Origin of the sequence: Pseudomonas peradeniyensis (assembly GCF_014268935.2) — a bacterium.
GTDB classification, from domain to species: Bacteria; Pseudomonadota; Gammaproteobacteria; order Pseudomonadales; family Pseudomonadaceae; genus Aquipseudomonas; species Aquipseudomonas peradeniyensis.
This window is the reverse complement of sequence record NZ_JABWRJ020000002.1, coordinates 756,757-779,341: the sequence shown is the minus strand read 5'-3', so window position 1 is coordinate 779,341 and position 22,585 is coordinate 756,757. Positions and strand designations below refer to the sequence as shown.

Here is a 22,585-nt window from a genome sequence, read left to right as displayed (position 1 = left end):
CATCAATCTGTAAGCTGATGCTGCACTACTGCCCCGGGCTGAGCACCCGCTGCAGCTCCGCCGCCCGGTCCTTGCTCATGTCCATCTCGCACATCGCGCCTTCGATGCGGTAGATGCTGCCGTTGCTCAACTTGCCGTGAAACGCGCAGTTGCCGTCGCGGTACTTCATCCAGGTGCGCTGGACTTCGCGCAGGTCCTTCTGCTGCTGGCTGTCGAGCTTGGCCATCAGCTGCTTGTAGACGCGGTTCAACCGGTCATCCTGCAGCTGGGTCTCGGCCTGGATGCAGGCGCCCATGGCCAGGGTGCTGGAGGCCTTGTCCATGCACTGGGTGTAGGTGGGCGAATAGTCCTCGGCCTGGGCGCCAGCGGCGATCAGCAGGGCGGCAGCGCCGACCAGGCAATGCTTGAACATGGGCTTTCCTTTTCGCAGATGAATGCGGCACAGCCTAGCACCCTGCCGCGCCTTCGTTCACACACAGCGCCTGGATCCGCGCCCGCAGCCAGCGGTGCCCGGCATCGCCGTCACGACGCGAATGCCAGGCCTGGGCAAAGGCGAACGGCGAGATCGCCAGGGGCGGCGCGAACTGGCGCAGCGCCGGGTCCAGCCGGGCACCGGCAAGGCTGCGGCGGGCCACGGTGAGCACCAGGTCGGTCCCGGCAATGACACTTTGGGCCACGCCCCAATGCGGCAAGGTCAGGGCGATGCGTCGGCGTGCGCCCAAGCTGGCCAGGGCCTGGTCGATCTCGTTGTCGATGCCGGGGCGTACCGCCACCAGTACATGGGGCCGCGCCAGCCACGGTTCGAGCGCCAGGCCGCCGCGGGGCGGCAGGCTGGCCCGGTCGGCCAGGCAGACGAAGTACTCCTCGAACAGCACCTGCTGGGCCATTTCCGTCGGCAGCTCCGGGAACACGCCCAGCGCCAGGTCCGCCTCGCCGTCGATCAACTGGCCGAGCATCGCCTCGCGGCTGCCCTGGGACACCACCAGGTCAATGCCCGGTGCTTCGCGCCGCAACAGGCGCATCAGCGCTGGCAGCACCACACGGGCGCCGTAGTCGGACATGGCCAGGCGAAAGGCGCGCCGTGCCCGCGCCGGCTCGAAGCCCGGCGTGCCGAGCAGTCCGTCGAGTTGCTGCAACGCCTCCTGCAACGGCGCCTGCAGGGCTTCGGCGCGGGCCGTCAGTTGCAGGCGGCCATCGCGTCGCACCAGCAGCGGGTCGGCGAAGAGCTCGCGCAACTGTGCCAGGGCATGGCTGACCGCCGGCTGGCTGCGATGCAGGCGCAGGGCCGCCCGGGAGACATGTTGCTCACTGAGCAGGGCATGCAGGGTCAGCAACAGGTTGAGGTCGATGCGACGCAGATCATCCATGGTACGAATACAACCTGTGCGAAGTTCGAATTTCCATCATTGAAATGCATGATCGAGACTAAGACCAGTGTTCTTGCCAGGAGTAGACACCATGCCCGCCAGCCTCTTCGCCGCCCTCCCCTTGCTCATTGCTCTGCTCGCCGGGGCCGCCGTGCCGTTCCAGGCCGGCAGCAACGCCGCGCTCGGGCGCATGCTCGGCCATCCGCTGTGGGCCGCCGGGGTGTCGTTGCTGGTCAGCCTGCTGATGCTGGTGCCGGCCCTGCTGCTGATGCGCGCGCCGCTGCCGCAGGTGCAGCAACTGGCCCATGCGCCCTGGTGGACCTGGTTCGGCGGGGTCGCCGGGGTGCTGTACATCACCGCGGCGCTGGTGCTCACGCCGCGCCTGGGGGCAGCCGGGTTCATCGTCTGCGTGGTGGCCGGGCAGGTGCTGTCGTCGCTGCTGATCGACCAGTTTGGCTTGATGGGGTTGCCGGAGCGGCCGGTGAACCTGTTGCGGCTGGCGGGGGTGGGGATGATCGTGATCGGGATGATCGTGGTGCAGTGGGGCACGGCGCGTTGAGCGCCTGACATAGCAGCCCTATCGCGGGGCAAGCCCGCTCCCACGCAGTCATTGTGCTGCCCTGTAGGGGCAATTGCCATCACAAGGTGCGCGGCTGCTCCGGCGGCACGATCACCTTGTGTGGCTCGAAACGCAGCGACGGCATCTGCGTACCGGCATACAGCGCCACGCTCAGGGCAGCGATCAGCGCCACATCGAGCCAACCCCAGCCCGGCACATCCGCCGCCGAGCGCGCCTTCCAGCACCACCACAGCTGCCCCAGGCAGAACACCAGGATCGCCAGCAACCACAGGTAGAAGCCCGCGCCGAAGCCGGTCACATCCTGGAAGGCGTAGCTCTGGTTGTCCGGCAAGCGGGTGATGGCGAAACTGCTGGCCGCCAGGTACAGCGCCACCAGGCCGCATACCAGCGCCATGCGGCGGAACCGTCGATGGGCGAGGATAGCCAGCGCCAGCAGCGGGTTGGCGAACCACTGGTACAGACCGAAGGCGATGCCCCAGGGGCCGTAGAGCAGCATCTGCAACGCCGGCACATGCCGACCCGCCCCCGTCAGGGCGCCATCGAAGGCCAGGCTCAGCAGGTACAGGGCCAGGCTGGCGGTCAGGTAGAAAGCGGGCAAGTCAGGCACCTGGAGAAAACGGGACAAGCTGCGACCTTAACCCAGCCCTGGCGTCTTTCCAAACCCGACGGGTGCGCTGCATCAGCGTGTCGCAGCCTGATCCATCGACTGGGCGGAGCTACTGATCTGAACGCGCAGGCTCGGCATCAGCGTCCCGGCGTAGATCGTCGCCGCCAGCACTGCGATCAGCCCCAGGTCGTACCAACGCCAACCCGGCATACCCGCCGTCGAACGCACCTTGCGGCACCACCAGCCCTGCCCCAGGCAAAACAGCAGGATCGCCAGTGTCCACAGGTAATACCCGGCGCCAAACCCGGTCAGGGGCTGGATGTCATAGCTGCGGTTGTCCGGCACCCGCTCGATGCCAAGGCAACTGAGGGCCAGGCCCAGCGCGATCATCCCGACTGCAAGCGCCAGCCGGCGAAAACGCCGGTGAGCAAGCAGCGCCAGCCCCAGCAGCGGATTGGCGAACCACTGGTAAAGCCCCATGGCAATGCCCCAAGGCCCCATGAGCACTATCTGCAAGGCGGGCATATACCCGTCGACGCCCATCAGGATGCCATCGAAACACAGGCTCAGCAGAAACAGCAGCAAGGTGAACGTCACGTAGAAAGCAGGCAAAGCGCGGGCTCCATCCCATCAGTGAAAGTCGCGTCCATGACACGTGGGCATCAGGCCACTGGGGGTTCGAGCAGCAAACCGTACAACCCCGAATCGGACAGTTCACCCGCCACGCACCAGCGGGCGCGCAAGGTGCCTTCCAGGACGAACCCCTGGCGTTCCAGGGTACGCGCCGAGCCCTGGTTGCGCGGATCGATCTCCGCCTCCAGGCGACGCAGGTGCAGGGTGTGGGCGAGGTAGTCGATGAAGCAGGTCAGCGCCTCGTCCATGTAGCCGCGGCCCTGGGCGGACTTGGCCAGGCAGTAGCCGATCTCGCCACGGCGCGAGCCCTCCTCGAGGTTGAACAGCTGGACCATGCCGATCAGCTCGCCGTTGTCGCGGCGGTACATGCCCAGTTTGAGCAACTGGCCGGCGGCAAAGGCTTCGCGGTCGGCGGCCAGGGCGCTTTCGGCCTCGGCCAGGGTCTGCCAGGGGGCGTGGTACCAGTAACGCATCACTTCCGGGTCGGCCATGATGGTCAGCCACTGCTGCGCGTCGCCATGGCGCATGGGGCGCAGCTGCAGGCGTGGGCTTTCAAGGCACAGGTCGCTGGGGAAACTGCGGGGGTCGGGCACGCCGGGACTCCTGTCCGGTGGTGGGGAGATGACAGTCTAACGTTTGTGGGGGCCGGTTGGGCACCTCAGCGTCCAGGCATGGCCTCGTTAAGAGTTGGAGACACCCTGATTTTTGTGAACTCACCTGGCATTTTTGACAGTTGCGTAGGCAGCACTCTGGGCGTCACATATTTACAGAGGTCTTGCACTCCTCGCGCCATGCCGTAATAGACGCATAAATAACTGAAAAACATGACAGGATATGCATATGGAAATCAGCCTCATTACCGACGACGTCATCAATATTGACAAAACCTCTGGCGTCGCGAAAATAAATTTCGTCTTAATTGACGAAGAAGACTTCCAATTAGTAGCTTCCAATCCCCTCCCCAAAGAAAGCCTCGACCTTTCCTTATCACTCAATAAACCTGACAACATTTCCGACCAAGAAACCATTAATCTATTTCACGCCACAGACATCAAAAAACTAACAGACCACATAGACAATAGGAATTCCTACAAACTCACAAAAGAACAAAACAAATACATCTTACAGCTCAATGATAGCACCCAGTTTATCTTCCATGAAATCACATCACCCTCCAAGACACAGATCATACTAACCCACATTAAAACAAAGGATTCTAAAACTTTCGAGCTATCATGGAATAAGAATTTTTCCCCTCCGAGACTCGAAACGATCAAGAAGGAATTTCCACAAATCGATGACATTCACTACATTACTTCTTTCTCATGGGCAACCCATGAGTCAGATGAGCAATGGGTCACTGAAGTCTCTAAACATCGCCATTCTCGCTCGCCTAACTCAATAGATACCAAAACAAAAATAGAACACAGAGTTGCCACTACTAGCGATTCACTTTCCATCGTACACGAACACATTACAAGCACTGTACATTTCGAAAGCGGACGCACCAAAAAAATTGAGAGCCAGGAAGAGAACACAGACAAAGGGCTTGACGTAGAATTCTTCTACGGAAAAGAGCCCGCGAAAAGCAAAGAATCCATCACAAGCATCTCATTAAAATTCAAATCCGAGCATCAGGACAGACTTGAAGCATCACCAGTTAAAGATGGCAACATCATTGAGTCAAATGACACTCTCACCAACCCAAGAGATTTTTTCTCGAACACGACTACAACGAATACTTATCGGGTGTTTTAATCGTTACCCCGCTCGCCTTGTCTACTCGTCGCTGAGCGGGGCAGCGAGCTCCTTCACCGTAGCGAACTCAACCCCAACTCCATGTCATCGATCAGCCCCTTGGCCAGACCGCTGAGAATCCGTGCCGCACTGGCGGCCATGAGATCACCTTCCATCTCCGCCTCGGTAGTGAAATGCGCCACGCAGCCGAGCAGCACCGACAGGTCGCTGAAGGCGTGATCGAACGGGATACCGGGCTGGATGCAGAATATCTCGAGGCAGGTGGTCTTGCCCTGGGTCGGGCCGGGTTTGCTGTCGTGGCTCATACCGGCGCCCCCTTGGCCCGGGCGTGGCGGACCAGCGAGATGACCAGTTGGCCGAGGATCTCGACGCTGTCCATCATCACGTCGAGACGCTCGTCGCGCTGGCAGACGGTGTAGGCGTGGACGGTGTCGCTGAGGGTGTGCATCAGCTTGTTGGCGTGGGCCATGGCTTCCTCGGGGTCGAGGTCGCTGATGATGGTGACGAAGGGGATTGGGTAGGGTGGGTCAGGTACAAGTTTTTTCATGGTTACTCCTCGAAATTGGAATTCAGGAACAACCACCTCGATCCTTCTCACAGATTAGGGTGGCAGTCGTACGCATGGTGAGAAGCCCGTGTGTAACCATGAATCCACGGTCAGGCCAAAGCCTGCACGCGCACGACCGCCATTGACGGAATCGACATGGTTCACACAACGGGCTTCTCACACCCGGTCGCCAAATTTGACGACCCAGTGACGGTACCCCTGATGCATTTCCCGGCCAATTCAGAGCCTTCCGGCAGGCGCGTAGGATAGGTCCGAAGCGCTGGCTGGCTGAAGGATTTGGTTTCAAGTTCGGAAATGTCTTACGACTGAATGGCGCCGGGGGCGCTTTGCGCCCCTTTCGCGGCACAAGGCCGCTCCCACAGGTACAGCAATGCCCTTGAGGGTTGTGCTGTACCTGTAGGAGCGGCCTTGAACTGGCCTAATGATCCCGGACACCTCTTAAGGGCGATATGATTCGCCCATTCAGGAGGTTCCATGCAAGAGCGAAAGACCTATACCCGCGAGTTCAAGCAACGTGCTGCAAGCATGGTTCTTGACGACAACTGTTCGGTTCCCGACGTCTGCGCATCGATGGACGTCGGTCCAACGGCTCTGCGCCGGTGGGTGGATCAGGTTCGTAAAGAACGCCAGAAAGGACAGCCAGTGCCAGGCACCAAGGCGATTAGTGACGAACAGCGGGAGCTCCAGCAGTTACGCGCCAAGATCAAACGCTTGGAGACCGAGGCCGAAATATTAAAAAAGGCTACCGCTCTCTTGATGTCGGATCCCGGTCGTTTTTCCTGATCGAGGAGCTGAGAGAGTCAGGCTCGTATCCGACCAGCCAGCTTTGCAGTGTTCTGGGCGTTTCCCGTAGCGCGTTTTACGACTGGCTCCATCGCCGCTCAGTACCGGATACCGAGCGCGATGCGCTCAGGGAAAAGGTTGTGCAACTGCATGCTGAAAGCAGAGAAAGTGCCGGTGCAAGAATGATCTCTCAGTACTTGAAGGCCCAGCAACTCAAAGTGGGAAGGTATCTGGCTGGAAGACTTATGGCGGAGGCAAACCTGACCAGCAGGCAGCGCCGTCGCCACCAATATCGCTCTAAAGGTGTTGAGGCATTTGTGGCCAAGAATGTCCTTGAACGTAATTTCCGGCCAGCAGCAGTCAATCAGGTTTGGTGCGGCGACGTTACCAGCCTGATGGTCGGAAAGCGCTGGTATCACTTGGCTGTGGTCATTGACCTGTTCGCCCGCCGGGTCGTTGGCTGGGCATTTTCTCTGATCAATGACGCCAACCTGGTCGCCAAAGCACTGAGAATGGCTGTGGAAGTACGAGGCAAGCATACGGGCTTGATGTTTCATTCGGATCAAGGTTGCCAATACACGAGCCAGCGCTTCCAATCCGAACTGCTTGAGCATGGCATAACCCAAAGCATGAGTCGTAGAGGCCAATGCTGGGACAACGCACCGACAGAGCGCTTGTTCGGCACGCTCAAGTCAGAGTGGGTGCCCACTAAGGGCTACACAGAGATCGAAGAAGCCAGACAGGATATGACCAGCTTCTTCATGCGTTACAACCGAGTCAGGCTCCACAGCTACAACAACTACCTGTCGCCAATAGCCATGGAGCAGCAGGCGGCTTGATCACCGTAATCGGTGTCCGGAAAAACTTGACCAGAACACCTTGTGCCGCGAAAGGGCTGCAAAGCAGCCCCGGCGATCTACCTCAGAACCCCATGCTGAAGCTCACCACCACACCATGGTCGCGGTTCTCGCTCGACAGCTGCCCGGAGTACCCGACCCCCAGCTTGCCGCTCGCCCCGACCGACAGGTCCACCCCGGCCTCGACCACCGCCGCGTCCTTGGCAATCGGCACGCCCTCGGTGCTGAACCCTGCGCCACCGTCGATGAAGCGCAGATCGGCATCGGGCTTGTCGTCACCGAACGCATGCCGCCAGCCCACCGAGAGCCGCGGCGTGACGCTGCTGCCATTGTCGAGCAGGATGCGCTTGCCGGCCCGCACGCCCAGGGTGGAGAAGGTCACGTCCTGGTCGACCTTGCCTTCCAGCCGCCCCGCCCCGCCCTTCTCGTGGGCGGTGTCGCTGTCGTAGTTGACGTAGGCCAACCCGGCGAACGGCTCCAGGGCGATACCGCCGGCATCGATGGCGTAGCCCACCTCGCCGAACACCTGGGCGCTGCGCGCCTTGTACTTGGCCTTGAGGCGGTCGTCGTAGCTGCCGACGGTGACATCGCGCTTGGTGTCGATGTCGTGCCAGCTGTAGGCCACGCCCAGGCGGGCGGCGAAAGCGTCCAGCTGGTAGCCGAGGTAGGTGGTCAGGTGGTAGCTGTCCACCGTGGCGTCGGAGCGGCGACGGTGCGCATCGATGCTCGAGCGGGTGTAGCCGGCGGCGGCGCCGACTTTCCACTCATCGTCCAGCGCACGGTCCACACCGAGCATGAAGCCCGACAGGTCACGGTCGACGCTGGCATGGCTGCTGCTGCCGTCGTAGGTACCCCAGCCGCCGATGGCGCGGATCCAGCCCACGGCCTGGCCCTGGCAGCCTTCGCTGGTCAGCTGCTGGTTGGCGGTCGGCGCCAGGGTGCGACGCGGATCGTCCTGGTTGCTGCAGTCGGCCTGGCGCAGGCGGTCATTGACCGCGTCGCGGACGTAGCGCGAGTCCTCGATCAGCACGGTCGCGGTGCTGGCGTGGATCTCGCCGGACAGGCTGTCGAACGCCGCCTGGGCGCCCTGGCGGTCCAGCGGCAGCAGGTTGTTGACCAGCTCGACCGGCGCCCCGGCACTGCTCAGGGCCAGGGCCACGCCACGCTGGTTGCCGGTGGCGGCGACATCGGCGAAGGAGGTGCCGTTGCGGCTGACCGACAGGGTCACCTGGTTGGCGCCATAGTTCAGCGAGCTGTTGAGGAACGCCGAGTTGGCCAGGTTGGTGGTGGCGAAGGTACCGGTGACGCCGCCCGCGGCGCTGACCACGGTGTACTGGCCGTTGCCGCTGGCGAGGTTGGCCACCATCAGGCTGCCGCCGAGGTTGGCCGTGCCACCCACGTTCAGGTAGTTCACCGGCGAGGTGGCGAGGTCGATCACCAGGGTGCCGGTGGCGCCATTGGTGAAGTTGCCCGACACGTTCAGGTTGCCGGCCGGCCCCGGCAGCACGGTGCCGTTGTTGGTCAGCCCGGCGACGGTGCCGTTGCCGGTCAGGGCGGCGCCGTTGGCCACCGTGACCTGGGCGGCGAGGTTGCTGCCCGGGTTGCTGGCATCGCCCACCTGGAGCACGCCCTGGTTGACGTTGAAGGCACCGCTGAACGGTTGGTTGCCGGTCAGCAACAAGGTGCCGCCGCCCTGCTTGGTGGTGGTGCCGGTACCGCTGAGGGTGCCGTTGAACGTGCCGTTGCTGCCCTGGGCGAACACCAGGTTGGCGTTGTTGAGGATGTTGCCCTGCAGGCTGGTGGTGTTGCCGACCAGGGTACCGCCGCTGACGGTAGTGCCGCCGCTGTAGGTGTTGGCGCCCGCGAGGATCAGGGTGCCGGCATCGAGCTTCTCGATGCCGCCAGTGCCAACCAGCGGCGCGCTGACGGTAGCCGTGGCACCGGCATTGACACGTACTGCCGCCAGACTGCCGTCAGCATCGTTGACCGGTGTCAGGCTGCCGCCGGTGCCCGGGACGACCTGGTAGCCATTGCTGAGGAACTGCAGGCCCTCGAACGACTGGTTGCCGACCACGGTAACGGTGCCCGGCGTGCCGCCGAAGACCGCGTAGCCGCCGCTCCAGCCTTCGCTGGTGGTGCCGCCGGCATTGGTCCAGCCAGTGTTCGAGCCCCAGGTGCCGCTGCCGCCGCCGATGCTGCCGTCGGGGTTGGTCTTGCCGCCGTTCCAGAACTGCAGCTCCTCGCCGTAGTTCTGCACCACCAGGTTGATCTGGTTGGCGATGGCGGTCTGCAGGCTGAGGTCGCCCAGGACCACGCTGCCCGGAATGGCGCCGAACACGAGGCCGTTGTCGGTGAGCGTGCCGCCGTAGCTGAACAGTTGGTAGACACCGGTGCCGAAACCGCCGGCATCGGTGATGTTCAGCGTGCCGTCGAGCACCAGGTTGCCGTTGACCCTGACCACGGTGGTGGAGGCGGCCGGAGCGCCGAGGCTGAAGTCCAGGGCGCTGCCCGACGCCAGGTCGAGGCTGCCGACGGTCAGCGGCGTGGCGCTTTGGCCGGCGGCCAAGGTGGCGCCGTTGGCGATCTGCACGGCACCGCCGTAGGTGCCGCTACCGCCCAGGCGGGCGCCGGTGGCGACCTGCACGCTAGTGCTGTCGAGGCGACCGTTGACCAGCAGGGTACCGGCATTGACGCTGGTGGCGCCGGTGAAGGTGTTGACCCCGGTCAGCAGCAGCTCGCCGGTACCGTTCTTGGCCAGGGTGCCGTTGCCGCTGAGGTTGCCGGTGTAGCTGCCGTTGGCGTTCTGCGCGAAGGTCAGGGCTCCGTTGTTGAGGATCGCGCCCTGCAGGCTGGTGCTATTGCCCACCACGCCGCCGGCGTTGATCTGGGTGCCGCCGCTGTAGGTGTTGGCCCCGTTCAGGGTCAACAGGCCGGCGCCGTTCTTGATCAGCCCGCCTGTGCCGCTGACCACGCCGTTGAGGGTCAGGTCATTGCTGCCGGCAATGGCCAGGGCGCCGTTGAGCACGGTGGTATTGGCCAGGGTGACGGCGGTGTTGCTGTCCAGCGTGGTGCCGCCTGCGGCCGTCAGGGTGCCGCTGCCCAATGCGCTGTTGTTTCCCAGCACCAAGGTGCCGCCATTGAGGGCGGTGCCGCCGCTGTAGCCGTTGGCGGCATTGAGCACCAGGGTACCACCGTCCTGCTTGGCGACGCTGCCGGTGCCGTTGAGGGCGACGTTGAGGGTGGCGGTGGCGCCGTTGTCGACCCGCAGGTTGGTGGTACCGTTGCCCAGCAGTTCACCGGCAGTACCGGCGTTGAGCACATAGCCGTCGGTGACGAACTGCAACCCGGTGATGCTGTGGCTGCCGTTGACGGTGACGGTGCCGGGGGCGCCCTGGAACACCGCGAAGGTGTCGTTCCAGGTGCTGTTCAACACGCCATTGACGTCGGTCCAGTTGGTGTTGGTGGCATCCCAGGTGCCGCTGCCGCCGTCGATCAGGCCGTTGGCGACGCTCTGGCTGCCGTCCCAGAACAGTACGTTGCTGGCACCGCCGACCACCAGGTTGACCTGGTTGGCCACGGCAGTCTGCACGGTCAGGTCGGTGATCGGTACCGGCGTGGTGCCGAAGCTCATACCGTTGTTGGTCAGGCTGCCACCATAGGCGAACAGCCGGTAGACCCCGGCGCCGAAGCCACCGATATCGGTGATGTTGAGGGTACCACCCAGGGTCAGGTTGTTGGCCACGTTGACCAGCGGCGTACCACCAGACGACGGCGTGCCCAGCGAGGCGTTGAAGTTGGCGCCGCTGTCGAGCACCAGGTTGCCGGCGCTCAACGTGCTGCCGCTGGTGGCCGCGAGGTTGCCGCCGTTGGCCACCGTCACCGCGCCGCCGAGGCTGCCGGCGCCGCTGAGGCTGGCGCCGCTGGCGACGTTGACCGCGCCGCTGGCCAGGGAGCCATTCACCTGCAGCCCTCCCGCCTGGACGTTGGTGGTGCCGGAGTGGCTGTTGGTGCTGCTCAACGCCAGGGTGCCGTTGCCGAGCTTGTTCAGGGTACCGGTGCCGCTGATATTGCCGTCGAACACCCCACCCTCCACTGCCAGGCTGTTGCCGGCGGCGATCAGGATCGCGCCGGTGCCGCCGATGTCGCCGAGGCTGGTGTTGCCGTCAAGGTTGAGGCTGGCGCCAGTGCTGACGTTCAGCTGGCTCTGGGTACCGAGGGCGGTGGTGCCGATCGTGCTCAGGCTGCCAGAGAGGATGTTGAGGATGCCGCTGAAGGTGTTGTTGCCCGACAGGGTCAGGTCGGCCAGGCCGCTCTTGTTCAGCTCGCCCGCGCCGCTGAGCACACCGGCCAGGTGCAGGTCGTTAGTGCCCAGCACGTTGAGCACACCGCTGACATTGACCGGGTTGGCCAGGGTGACGGCACTGGCGCTGTCGAGGTTGGCGTTGCCGCTGACCTCCAGGCCGCCGGTGCCCAGCGCCGCGTTGTTGCCGACCACCAGTGTGCCAGCCTGCAGGTCGGTGCCGCCGCTGTAGGTGTTGGCGCCCATCAGCGCGAAGCGGGCCAGGCCAGCCTTGAGCAGGCGGCCGGTGCCGCCGACGGTGCCGCCCAGGGTCAGGTCGTTGCTGCCCAGCACGGTGAGGTCGCCCGTGGTGGTGACGTTGTTGGCCAGGGTGACCGCCTGGCTGCTGTCCAGGCTGGTGCCGGGCGCCGTGGTCAGGTTGCCGGTGCCGAGCGCGGTGTTGGAGCCCAGCACCAGGGTGCCGCCATTGAGCGCGGTATTGCCGGCATAGGTGTTGTTGCCGGCCAGCGCCAGCCGCGCGCTGCCGGCCTTGACCAGGCCACCGGCGCCGCCGATGTTGCCGTTGAGGGCCAGGTCGTTGCTACCGGCGATGTTCAGCGGGCCGGCCAGGGTGATGGCATTGCCCAGCGCGACCGAGGCGTTGCTGTCGAGGGTGGTGCCCGCCGTGGTGTCGAGCGCGCCGCTGCCCAGGGCCGCGTTGTTGCCGACAATCAAGGTACCGCCGCTGAGCAGGGTGCCACCGCTGTAGCTGTTGCTGCCGTTGAGCACCAAGGTGCCGCTGTCGAGCTTGTTGAGCTTGCCGACGCCGGTCAGGCCGACATCGAGGGTTGCCGTGGCCCCGGGATCGACCCGCACGCTGGTGTCGCCGCCGCTGCCGTTGATCAGGTCGAGCGCACCGCCGGTGCCCGCCAGCAGGCGGTAGCCATCGGTGACGAACTGCAGGCCATTGACGGTCTGGCTGCCGTCGACGGTGACGTCACCGGCGGTGCCCTGGAACACCGCGAAGGTGCTGCCCCAGGTGGTGTTGAGCACGCCGTTGAGGTCGGTCCAGTTGCTGTTGCCGGCGTTCCACACGCCGGTGCCGCCGTCGACCTGGCCGTTGGGTACGTTCTGGCTGCCGTCCCAGAACTGGATGTTCAGGCCGGCGGCGCTGACCAGCAGGTTGACCTGGTTGGCCAGGACGGTCTGCAGGGTCACGTCGCCCAGGCCCACGCCCAGCGGCAGGCTGCCGAAGTCCAGGCCGTTGTCGGTCAGGGAGCCGGTGTAGTCGAAGATGCGGTACACACCGTTGCCGAAGCCGCCGATGCTGCTGACATTGAGCGTACCGTCGAGGGTCAGGTTGCCGCCGACGTTGAACAGCGCGGTACCGCCGGTGGACGGTGAGGCCAGGCCGACATCGACGATCGAGCCGCTGTTGAGCACCAGGCTACCGAGGCCCAGGGTGGCGCCGCTCTGCCCGGCCAGGTGGCCGCCGTTGTTGATCACCACCGTGGCGTTGGCGGTGCCGCTACCCGCCAGGGTGGCGCCACTGGCGACGGTCAGCAGGTTGCTGCCCAGGGTGCCGTCGACTTTCAAGGTGCCGGCGTTGACCTGGGTGTTGTCGGCCAGGTTGCCGGTGCCGGTCAGGGTCAGGGTGCCGCTGCCGACCTTGGTCAGGCCGCCCAGGCCGTTGAGGCCACCGGCGAAGGTGCTGCTGAGGTTGTTGCCGCCCAGGCTGAGGACGCTGCCGATACCGACATCGACCTGGCCGCTGCCGGTCAGGCTGCCGAGGCTGGCGTTGCCGTTGAGGTTGAGCTGGCCGCTGGCGCCGACGTTGAGGGTGTCGACGTTGGCCAGCACACCGCTGCCGAGGGTGGTGAGGGAGCCGGCCTGGATGTCGACGTTGCCGGTGAAGGTCTTGACGCCGACCAGGGTCAGGTCGTCGACGCCGGTCTTGACCAGGTTGCCGCTGCCGCCGAGGTCGCCGCTGAGGATCAGCGCGTTGGCGGCTTCAACGGTCAGGTTGGCGCCGTTGCTCAGGGCAATGGTGTTGCCCAGGGCCATGGGCGCGCTGTTGGCCAGGGTGGCGTCGGCGGTGACCGACAGGGTGCCGGTGCCCAGCGCGCCGCTGCTGCCCAGGGTCAGGCGCCCGGCATTGAGCTGGGTGCCGCCCTGGTAGCCATTATTGCCGTTGAGGGTCAGGTTGCCGCTGCCGTTCTTGGTCAGGCCGGCGGTGCCGTTGATCACACCATTGAGGGTCAGGTCGTTGCCGCCATCGACGGTCAGGCCGGCGTTGAGGGTGACGTTGTTGGCCAGGGTGGTGCTGGCGCCGCTGCTCAGGGTCGAGGCCCCGGCGACGGTCAGCGCGCCCTGCCCCAGCGCGTTGTCGTTGCCGACCACCAGCCGGCCGGCATTCAGGGTGGTGCCGCCCAGGTAGTTGTTGGCGCCGTTGAGAGTCAGGGTGCTGGCGCCGGCCTTGTTCAGGCCGCCAACGCCATCCACCACGCCGTTGAGGGTCAGGTCGGCACTGCCCGGCAGGTTGAGGGTACCGCCCAGGTGCACGTTGTTGGCCAGGGTGGCGCCCGCGCCGCCGGCATCGAGGCTGGTGTTGGCGCCAGTGCTGAGGTCGCCACTGCCGAGCGCGGTGTTGCTGCCGACCACCAGGGTGCCGGCGTTGAGGGTGGTGCCGCCGCTGTAGGTGTTGTTGCCGTTGAGGGTCAGGGTGGCGGCGCCGTTCTTGACCAGCCCGTTGCTGCCGGACACCACGCCGTTGAGGGTCAGCGCCTGGCTGCCGCCGAGGGTCAGGTTGCCACCGGCGAGGTTGACGGCGTTCACCAGCGCCAGCGCCTGGCTGGCATCGAGGCTGGCGGCGCCGTTGACGGTCAGGGCGCCGCTGCCCAGGGCGCCGGCATTACCCAGCAACAGGCTGCCGGCCTGCAGCGAGGTGCCGCCGCTGTAGGTGTTGTTGCCATTGAGCACCAGTTGCCCGGCACCCAGCTTGTTCAGCACCCCGGCACCGCTGATGACACCGTCGAGGGTCAGGGTCTGGGTGTTGTTGACGCCGAGGGTGGTAGCGGCGCCGAGGCCGATGGCGTTGGCCACCTGCAGCACGCCGGTGGTGGCCAAGGTGCTGCTGCCGGTCACCGCCAGGTTGCCCGTGCCCAGGGCGGTGTTGTTGCCCAGGGTCAGGGTGCCGCCCCCCAGGGTGGTGGTGCCCTGGTAGGTGTTGGCCGCACCAAGGGTCAGGTTGCCGCTGCCGGTCTTGGTCAGGCCGCCGGTGCCGCTGATCACGCCATTGAGGGCCAGGTTGTTGTTGCCGGTCAGGCTCAGGGTGTTGTTGAGCGTCACCTGGTTGGCCAGGATCAGGGCGCCGGTGGTGGCCAGGTTGCTGGCGCCGCCGACGGTCAGGGTGCCGGTGCCCAGCGCCTGGTTGTTGCCCAGGGTCAGCGTGCCGGCATTGAGGGTTACGCCGCCGGTCAGGGTGTTGGCGCCACTGAGGGTGAGGTTGCTGGCACCGTTCTTGGTCAGGCTGCCGGCCCCCGTGACCAGGCCGCCCAGGCCCAGGTCGTTGCTGCCGGTGATGGTGAGGTTGCCCGCCAGGTTGACGGTGTTGCCGATGTTGATCGCCGAGGCGCTGTCCAGCGTGGTACCGGCCGCCGCGTTGAGCTGGCCAAGGCCGAGTGCACTGGCGCTGCCGAGCACCAGGGTGCCGGCATTGAGGTTGGTGTTGCCCAGGTTGCCATTGGTGCCGTTCAAGGTCAGGGTGCCGCTGCCGGTCTTGGTCAGGCCGCCGACGCCGTTGACGTTGCCGCCCAGGGTCAGGTTCTGCGCCCCGGCGATGGTCAGGTTGCCGGCCAGGTTGAGCTGGTTGGCCAGGGTGACGTTGGCATTGCTGCTCAGGGTGGTGCCGCCGACTGCGTTCAGCGCACCGGTGCCCAGCGCGGTGTTGCTGCCTACCACGAGGGTGCCGCCGTTCAGGCTGGTGCTGCCCTGCTGGCTGTTGCTGCCGTTGAGGGTGAGCGTGCCGGCACCGATCTTGACCAGCCCGCCGGTGCCGCTGAGCGCACCGTTGAGGGTGAGGTCGTTGCTGCCCAGCAGGGTGAGGTTGGCGTTCAGCGCGATGGTATTGCCCAGTGCCAGGTTGCCGCTGGTGTCCAGGCTGGAGGCGCCCGATACCGTCATGCCACCCGTGCCCAGCGCCTGGGCGTTGCCCAGGGTCAGGGTGCCGGCACCCAGGCTGGTGCCGCCGCTGTAGGTGTTGGCGCTGCCCAGGGTCAGGTTGGCGCCGCCGGCCTTGACCAGGCTGCCAAGGCCGGAGACCACGCCGGACAGCCCCAGGTCGGCGGAACCGGCGACGGTCAGGGCGCCGCTGAGATTGAAGGCGTTGCCAAGGGTCACGGCGGTGTTGCTGTCCAGGGTGGTGCCGTTGGCGGTACTGACGGAGCCGCTACCAAAAGCGGTGTTGTTGCCGACCACGACCGTACCGCCGTTGAACAGGGTGCCGCCGGTGTAGCTGTTGGCGCCATTGAGCACCAGGGTGCCGCTGTCGAGCTTGGCCAGCTGGCCGCTGCCCGAGAGGCCGACGTTGAGGGTCGCGGTGACGCCGGGGTCGACCCGCACGGCGAAGGCGCCGTTGCTGCCGTTGACCAGGTCCAGCCCACCGGCGCCGATCAGGCGGTAGCCGTTGGTGACGAATTGCAGCCCGGTGGCGGCCTGGGTGCCGACCACCGTGACATCCCCCGCGGTGCCCTGGAACACCGCGAAGTCGTTGGCCCAACTGCCGTTGAGCACGCCGTTGACATCGGTCCAGTTGGTGTTGCTGCCATTCCAGGTACCGGTGCCGCCGTCGATCACGCCATTGGGCACGTTCTGCCCGCCATCCCAGAACTGCACGGTGCCGGAGGCGCCGCCAACCAGCAGGTTGACCTGGCTGCCGATGGAAGTCTGCACCTGCAGGTCGCCGGGCAACATGGCGCCCGGCACGTTGCCGACCAGCAGGCCGTTGTCGACCAGCGCGCCGGTGTAGTCGAACAGCCGGTAGATACCGGTGCCGAAGCCGCCGACGTCGGTGACGTTGAGGGTGCCGTCCAGGGTCAGGTTGCCGTTGACGTTGACCAGCGCCGTACCGCCGGTGGCCGGCGAGCCCAGACCGAAGTCGAGGATCGAGCCACTGTGCAGAGTCAGCGCGCCGGTGCCGAGGGTCGCGCCGCTGTTGGCCAGCAGGTGCGCGCCGTTGGCGATGTCGACCGCCCCCAGCAGGCTGCCGGTGCCGCCGAGGCTGGCGCCGCTGTTGATCTGCACGCTGGGGCTTGCCAGCGAGCCGGTGACATTGAGCAGGCCGGCATTCACCGTGGTGTTGCCGCCGAGCACGCTGACCCCGGACAGCTCGAAGCTGCCGCTGCCGGTCTTGACCAGCCCGCCACTGCCGGCCAGGGCACCGCTGAACACGCTGTTGAGGTTGTTGCCGCCCAAGGTCAGGTTGCCGCCGCCGGCGATATTCACCGTACCGGCGCCGCTCAGGCCACCGATGGTGGCGCTGGCGCCGAGGTTGAGGCTGGTGCCGGCGCCGACGCTGACCGCCGAGGTATTGCCCAGGGCCGTGGTACCAACCGTGGTGATGCTGCCGCCGAACAGGTCGATGGCACCGCTGAAGGTGTTGTTTCCGGTCAGCGTCAGGTCGGATACACCGTTCTTGATCAAGCCGCCGGTGCCCGCGAGCACGCCGCCGAGGGTCAGGTTGCTGCTGCCGCCCAGGGTCAGGTTGGCGCCGAGGTTGATGTTGTTGCCCAGGGTCATCGCTACGCTGTTGGCCAGGGTCGCGGCGCCACCGACGTTCAGCGCGCCGGTTCCCAGCGCCGCGGCATTGGCCAGGGTCAGGGTGCCGGCGTTGAGGTTGAGGCCACCGCTGAAAGTGTTGGCGCCCGACAGGGTCAGGTTGGTGCTGCCGTTCTTGGTCAGCGCGCCAGTGCCGCTGATCACGCCACCGAGGGTGGTGGTATTGCTGCCCGGCAAGGTCAGGGTCGCGCCGGCGCCGAGGTTGATGGCGTTGCCCAGGTTGAGCGCGGCGCTGCCGTCGAGGCTGGCATTGCCGCCCACGCTCAGGGCGCCGCTGCCGATGGCGTTGTTGTTGCCCAGGGTCAGCAGCCCGGCATTGAGGGTGGTGCCGCCGCTGTAGGTGTTGTTGCCGTTGAGGGTCAGTCCGGCGCTGCCATTCTTGACCAGCGCGCCGCTGCCGCTGATCAGGCCACCGAGGGTGGTGGCGTTGCTGCCCAGCACAGTCAGGGTGTTGCCGCCCAGGCTGATGCCGTTGGTCACCGCCACGGCGGTACTGGCGTCGAGGTTGGCGTTGCCGCCCAGGGTCAGGGCGCCGATCCCCAGCGCGGTGTTGCTGCCGAGGGTGAGCGTGCCGGCATTGAGCTGGGTGCCGTTGGTGTAGAGGTTGTTGCCGCTCAGGGTCAGGTTGGCGTTGCCGTTCTTGACCAGCGAACCGATGCCGCTGACCACGCCGCTCAGGCCCAGGTCGGCGCTGCCGTCGATGGTCAGGGGGCCGGCGATGGTGACGTCGTTGGCCAGGCTGACGGCTGTGCTGGCATCCAGGTGGGTACCGGCCAGGGTGTTGAGGGTGCCGGTGCCCAGTGCGGTGTTGCTGCCGACCACCAGGGTACCGGCGTTCAGACGGGTGATGCCGCTGTTGCTGTTGTTGCCGGTCAGGGTCAGGCTGGTGGCGCCGTTCTTGGTGATGCCGCCGGCGCCGGCGATGGTGCCGCTCAGGGTCAGGTCGTTGCTGCCGGGCAGGATGAAGTTGCCGGCCAGGTTCAGCGCGTTGCCGATGTTCAGCCCGGCGACGCTGGTGTCCAGGGTGGTGTTGTTGGCGGCATTCAGCGCGCCAGTGCCCAGGGCGGTGTTGCTGCCGAGTACCAGGGTGCCGGCGTTGAGCGCGGTGGCGCCGCTGTGGGTGTTGTTGCCGCTCAGGGTCAGGGTGGCACTGCCGCTCTTGACCAGGCCGCCGGTGCCACTGAGGTTGCCGGCCAGGGTGAGGTTGCTGGTGGTGGGCAGCGACAGGTCGGCGGCGAGGTTGATGGCGTTGTTCAGGGTCATGGCCGTGGAGTTGGCCAGGGTGGCGGCGCCGCCGACGTTCAACGCGCCGGTTCCCAGCGCGGCGGCGCTGGCCAGGGTCAAGGTGCCGGCATTGAGGTTGAGGCCACCGCTGAAGGTGTTGGCGCCTGACAGGGTCAGGTTGGTGCTGCCGTTCTTGGTCAGCGCGCCACTGCCACTGATCACGCCGCCCAGGGTGGCGGCATTGCTGCCCGCCAGGGTCAGGGTATTGCCGGCGAGGTTGATGGCATTGCCCAGGTTGAGGGTGCCGCTGCTGTCGAGGCTGGCGTTGCCACCCAGGGTCAAGGCGCCGGTACCCAGGGCATTGTTGTTGCCCAGGGTCAGCAACCCACCGTTGAGGGTGGTGCCGCCGCTGTAGGTGTTGTTGCCGTTGAGGGTCAGGGCGGCGCTGCCGCTCTTGACCAGCGCGCCGGTACCGCTGATCTGGCCGGTCAGGGTGGTGGCGTTGCTGCCCAGTACGGTCAGGGTGTTGCCGCCGAGGCTGATGGTGTTGGTGGCGGCCACCGCAGTGCTGGTGTCGAGGTTGGCGTTGCCGCCCAGGGTCAGGCCACCGATGCCCAATGCGGTGTTGCTGCCCAGGATCAACGTACCGGCGTTGAGCTGGGTGCCGTTGGTGAAGACGTTGTTGCCGCTCAGGGTCAGGCTGGCGTTGCCGTTCTTGACCAGCGAGCCGATGCCGCTGAGCACGCCGCTCAGGCCCAGGTTGGCGGTGCCGTCGATGGTCAGGGGGCCGGCGATGATGGCGTCGTTGGACAGGCTCACGGCCGTGCTGGCGTCCAGGTGGGTGCCGGCGGCGGTGTTGAGGGTGCCGGTGCCCAGCGCGGTGTTGCTGCCGACCACCAGGGTACCGGCGTTGAGGAAGGTGGAGCCGCTGTTGGTGTTGGCACCGGTCAGGGTCAAGGTGGTGTTGCCGCCCTTGGTGATGCCGCCGGCTCCGGCGATGATGCCGCTCAGGGTCAGGTCGTTGCTGCCGGGCAGGTTCAGGTTGCCGGCCAGGTTGAGGGCGTTACCGATGCTCAGCCCGGCGACACTGGTGTCCAGGGTGGTGTTGGCTGCGGCATTGAGCGCGCCGGTGCCCAGCGCGGTGTTGCTGCCCAGCACCAGGGTGCCGGCGTTCAGCGCCGTGGCGCCGTTCTGGGTGTTGTTGCCGCTCAGGGTCAGGCTGGCGCTGCCGTTCTTGATCAGGCCGCCGGTGCCACTGAGGTTGCCGGCCAGCGTGAGATTGTTGGCGCCGGCCAGGGTCAGGTTGGCGCCGAGGGTGACGCCATTGTTCAGGGTCATCGCCACGGCGTTGGCCAGGGTCGAGGCCCCACCTACGGTCAAGTCGCCCGTGCCCAGGGCTGCGGCACTGGCCAGGGTCAGGGTACCGGCATTGAGGGTCAGCCCGCCGCTGAAGGTGTTGGCGCCACCCAGGGTCAGGTTGCTGCTGCCGTTCTTGACCAGCGCCCCGGTGCCACTGATCACGCCACCCAGGGTGGTGGCGCTGGTGCCCGGCAGGGTCAGGGTGTTACCGGCCAGGTTGATGGCGTTGCCCAGGTTGACCGCCACGCCCGCATCGAGGCTGGCATTGCCGCCCAGGGACAGCGCGCCGGTGCCCAGGGCATTGTTGTTGCCAACGGTCAGCACGCCGCCATTGAGGGTGGTGCCGCCGCTGAAGGTGTTGCTGCCGTTGAGGGTCAGGCCGGCGCTGCCGTTCTTGACCAGCGCGCCGGTGCCGCTGATGACACCGCCCAGGGTCGTGGCACTGGTGCCCAGCAGGTTGAGGGTGTTGGCGCCGAGGTTGACCGCGTTGCCCAGGTTGACCGCGGTGCCGGCGTCGAGGCTGACGTTACCGCCCAGGGTCAGCGCTCCGCTGCCCAGCGCATTGCTGTGCCCGACGGTGAGCTTGCCGGTGTTGAGCGTCAGGCCGCCGCTGAAGGTGTTGTTGCCATTGAGGGTCAGGTCGCCGGCACCATTCTTGATCAGCGCGCCGGTACCGCTGATGACACCGCCCAGGGTGGTGGCGCTGGTACCCAGCAGGTCAAGGGTGTTGGCCCCCAGGTTGATCGCATTGCCCAGGCTGACCGCGCTGCTGGCGTCCAGGCTGGCATTGCCGCCCAGGGTCAGGCTGCTGGTGCCCAGCGCGGCGCTGTTGCCGACGGTGAGCTTGCCACCGCCCAGGGTGGTGGTGCCGCTGTAGGTGTTGACGCCGTTGAGAGTGAGATCGGCGGTGCCGTTCTTGGTCAGGTTGCCGCTGCCGCCAATCACGCCGTTGAGCGTCAGTGCGTTGTTGCCCGGCAAGGTCAGGGTACTGCTGCCCAGGTTGATGGCATTGGCGAGGGTCATGGTCGCCGTGGTGTCCAGGGTGCCGTTGCCGCTCAGTGCCAACGTGCCGCTGCCCAGGGCGCTGGCGTTGCCGAGGGTGAGGGTGCCGCTACCCAGGGTCGTGCCGCCGGTGTAGGTGTTGACGCCGTTCAGCGTCAAGCCACCGCTGCCGCTCTTGACCAGCGAGCCGGTGCCGCTGAGCACACCGCCCAGGGTCAGGGCGTTGCTGCCAGGCAGGGTCAGCGCCGCGTTCAATGCCACGTTGCTGTTCAGCACCAGCGGCACGCTGCCCTGCAGACTGCTGGCGCCGCTGACGGTGAGGCCGCCGCTGCCCAGAGCAGCGGCGCTGGCCAGGTTGAGACCGCCGGCGGCCAGGTTGGTGCCGCCGCTGTAGGTGTTGGTGGCGCCGAGGGTGAGCAGCCCGGTGCCGGTCTTGGTCAGGCCGCCAACACCCGAGACCACGCCATTGAGGGCCATGTCGGTGGCACCGCCGACGTTCAGGCCGGCGTTGAGGGTGAAGTTGTTGGCCAGGCTCAGGCCGCCGACGGTGCCCGCCAGCCCGCCGCCGTTGACAGTGATGGCGCCACTGCCGAAGGCATTGGAGTTGTCGAAGTTGAGCTGACCACCGTTGAGGGTGGTCTGGGTGGTGCCGTTGAGCACTTGGCCGATCAGGCTCCAGGTGCCGGCGTCGACAATCAGGCGGCTGAAGTTGATGTAGTTGGTGGCGTTGATCGTGCCGCTGCCACTGGTCCCACTGCCGCCGCCAATGGCGTTTTGCAGTGCCAGCGTGTTGGTGCCACCGGCGCCACCGTCGATCTTGCCGGCCGCAGCAAAGGCAAGGTTCGGGTTGCTGGTGACCAGCAAGGCCACGCCGACCCCAAGCCCGGCCCCGACGCTGGAGCCGGTGATGGCGTTGAAGCGGTTGGTGCTGTTGGCGCCCATCGACAGGCTGCCGGTCAGGGTCCCGGCGTTGGTGAAGGTGTTGCCCGCCGCGGAAGCCTCGAACGCGGCACGGCCGAGGATAATGCCGGTGTTGGTGAAGTTCACCGTGCTGCCGCCGGTCACGGCGATGACCGGAGTGTCCTCGCTCACCAGGGTCAGGCTGGCCAGCGCCGAGGAGCCGATGCTGCCGGCGTTGCTGATGGTGGTGGTGCCGGCGGCGCCGTTGCGCGCGTCCAGCGCCATGCCGGTGAGGTTCAGCAGGTTGGCGCCGAGCAAGGCGCCGGTGCCCTTGATCACGCCCGTGGCGTTGTTGTTGATGTTGAGGGTGCTGCCGGTGCCGGTGTTGCCGATCAGCACGGCGGAGGACTGGATGCTCAGCAGCCCGAGCAATGTCGGGTCGATGGTGCCGGAGTTGTTCAGGGTGTTGTTGTTGCCGGCCAGCGACAGCGAGGTGCCGCCCACGCCCAGCAAGGTGCCCAGGCTCGCGCCCGGGTTGACGTTGACGGTGAGGCCACTGCCGCCATTGGTATAGCTCGGCGCCAGCGGGTTGGCCGCGCCGTTGCAGGTGATCGTGGAACCGGCCGCGCTACAGACGGCCAGCGCCTGTTCGCTGGACAGACCAAATGCCATCGCCCCGACAGCCAGGCTGACAGCCAGCGACAGTTGCGAGAAACGGGCGGGTGAACGGGGGGCGGCACGTCTGTCCACGGAGAGCTCCTTCGTGGATCAGGCGATTCAGTCCTTGAATGCGTGCACAGCGGGCAGGAAAGAGCAGTGGAACACGCGACGGC

The 22,585-nt window shown here is 66.0% G+C and carries 12 protein-coding genes; 4 read left to right on the top strand and 8 right to left on the bottom strand.

Translation table 11 applies throughout. The features are described 5' to 3' along the window. Positions 1-25: 25 nt before the first annotated feature. Positions 26-412, bottom strand: coding sequence for a lysozyme inhibitor LprI family protein (locus HU751_RS13000; RefSeq protein WP_186731914.1), 387 nt, complete (start codon positions 410-412; stop codon positions 26-28). A gap of 34 nt (positions 413-446) precedes the next feature. After that, positions 447-1,367, bottom strand: a complete 921-nt coding sequence (locus HU751_RS12995; protein ID WP_186731913.1) for a LysR family transcriptional regulator — start codon at positions 1,365-1,367, stop codon at positions 447-449. A 91-nt stretch (positions 1,368-1,458) separates the two neighbouring features. Here HU751_RS12995 and HU751_RS12990 point away from each other — a divergent pair, with 91 nt between their 5' ends. Next, positions 1,459-1,926: a DMT family transporter gene (locus tag HU751_RS12990; protein ID WP_186731912.1), complete on the top strand. Its 468-nt coding sequence runs from the start codon at positions 1,459-1,461 to the stop codon at positions 1,924-1,926. A gap of 79 nt (positions 1,927-2,005) precedes the next feature. On the opposite strand, the gene HU751_RS12985 is transcribed toward HU751_RS12990, so the two are convergent. From HU751_RS12985 to HU751_RS12975, 3 genes are all read right to left on the bottom strand, one after another. Then, positions 2,006-2,545, bottom strand: a complete 540-nt coding sequence (locus HU751_RS12985) for a hypothetical protein (protein ID WP_186731911.1) — start codon at positions 2,543-2,545, stop codon at positions 2,006-2,008. Between the two features lie 81 nt (positions 2,546-2,626). Then, positions 2,627-3,166 carry a hypothetical protein gene (locus tag HU751_RS12980; protein WP_186731910.1) on the bottom strand — a complete coding sequence of 180 codons (540 nt, stop codon included), beginning with the start codon at positions 3,164-3,166 and terminating at the stop codon, positions 2,627-2,629. Between the two features lie 50 nt (positions 3,167-3,216). Further along, positions 3,217-3,780, bottom strand: coding sequence for a GNAT family N-acetyltransferase (locus HU751_RS12975; protein ID WP_050703803.1), 564 nt, complete (start codon positions 3,778-3,780; stop codon positions 3,217-3,219). A 247-nt stretch (positions 3,781-4,027) separates the two neighbouring features. Here HU751_RS12975 and HU751_RS12970 point away from each other — a divergent pair, with 247 nt between their 5' ends. Continuing rightward, positions 4,028-4,945, top strand: a complete 918-nt coding sequence (locus HU751_RS12970; RefSeq protein ID WP_186731909.1) for a hypothetical protein — start codon at positions 4,028-4,030, stop codon at positions 4,943-4,945. A 53-nt stretch (positions 4,946-4,998) separates the two neighbouring features. On the opposite strand, the gene HU751_RS12965 is transcribed toward HU751_RS12970, so the two are convergent. Together HU751_RS12965 and HU751_RS12960 are read right to left on the bottom strand one after the other, a co-directional pair. Beyond that, entirely contained in the window at positions 4,999-5,250 is a 252-nt protein-coding gene (locus HU751_RS12965; RefSeq protein ID WP_186731908.1) for a DUF3077 domain-containing protein, read from the bottom strand. Beyond that, positions 5,247-5,492 (bottom strand): hypothetical protein, encoded by a 246-nt coding sequence (locus HU751_RS12960; protein WP_050703801.1) that lies wholly within the window; start codon positions 5,490-5,492, stop codon positions 5,247-5,249. Before HU751_RS12960 ends, HU751_RS12965 begins: the two co-directional genes overlap by 4 nt. A 495-nt stretch (positions 5,493-5,987) precedes the next feature. Between HU751_RS12960 and HU751_RS26825 the strand changes: the two genes are divergently transcribed. Continuing rightward, a complete protein-coding gene (locus HU751_RS26825; RefSeq protein ID WP_062574409.1) occupies positions 5,988-6,296 on the top strand; it encodes a transposase in 309 nt (102 codons plus the stop codon). Beyond that, entirely contained in the window at positions 6,245-7,135 is an 891-nt protein-coding gene (locus HU751_RS12955; RefSeq protein ID WP_367616959.1) for an IS3 family transposase, read from the top strand. The genes HU751_RS26825 and HU751_RS12955 overlap by 52 nt, the downstream gene beginning before the upstream one ends. Positions 7,136-7,217: 82 nt before the next feature. On the opposite strand, the gene HU751_RS12950 is transcribed toward HU751_RS12955, so the two are convergent. After that, positions 7,218-22,502: an autotransporter-associated beta strand repeat-containing protein gene (locus HU751_RS12950; RefSeq protein WP_437181046.1), complete on the bottom strand. Its 15,285-nt coding sequence runs from the start codon at positions 22,500-22,502 to the stop codon at positions 7,218-7,220. Positions 22,503-22,585: the final 83 nt, after the last annotated feature.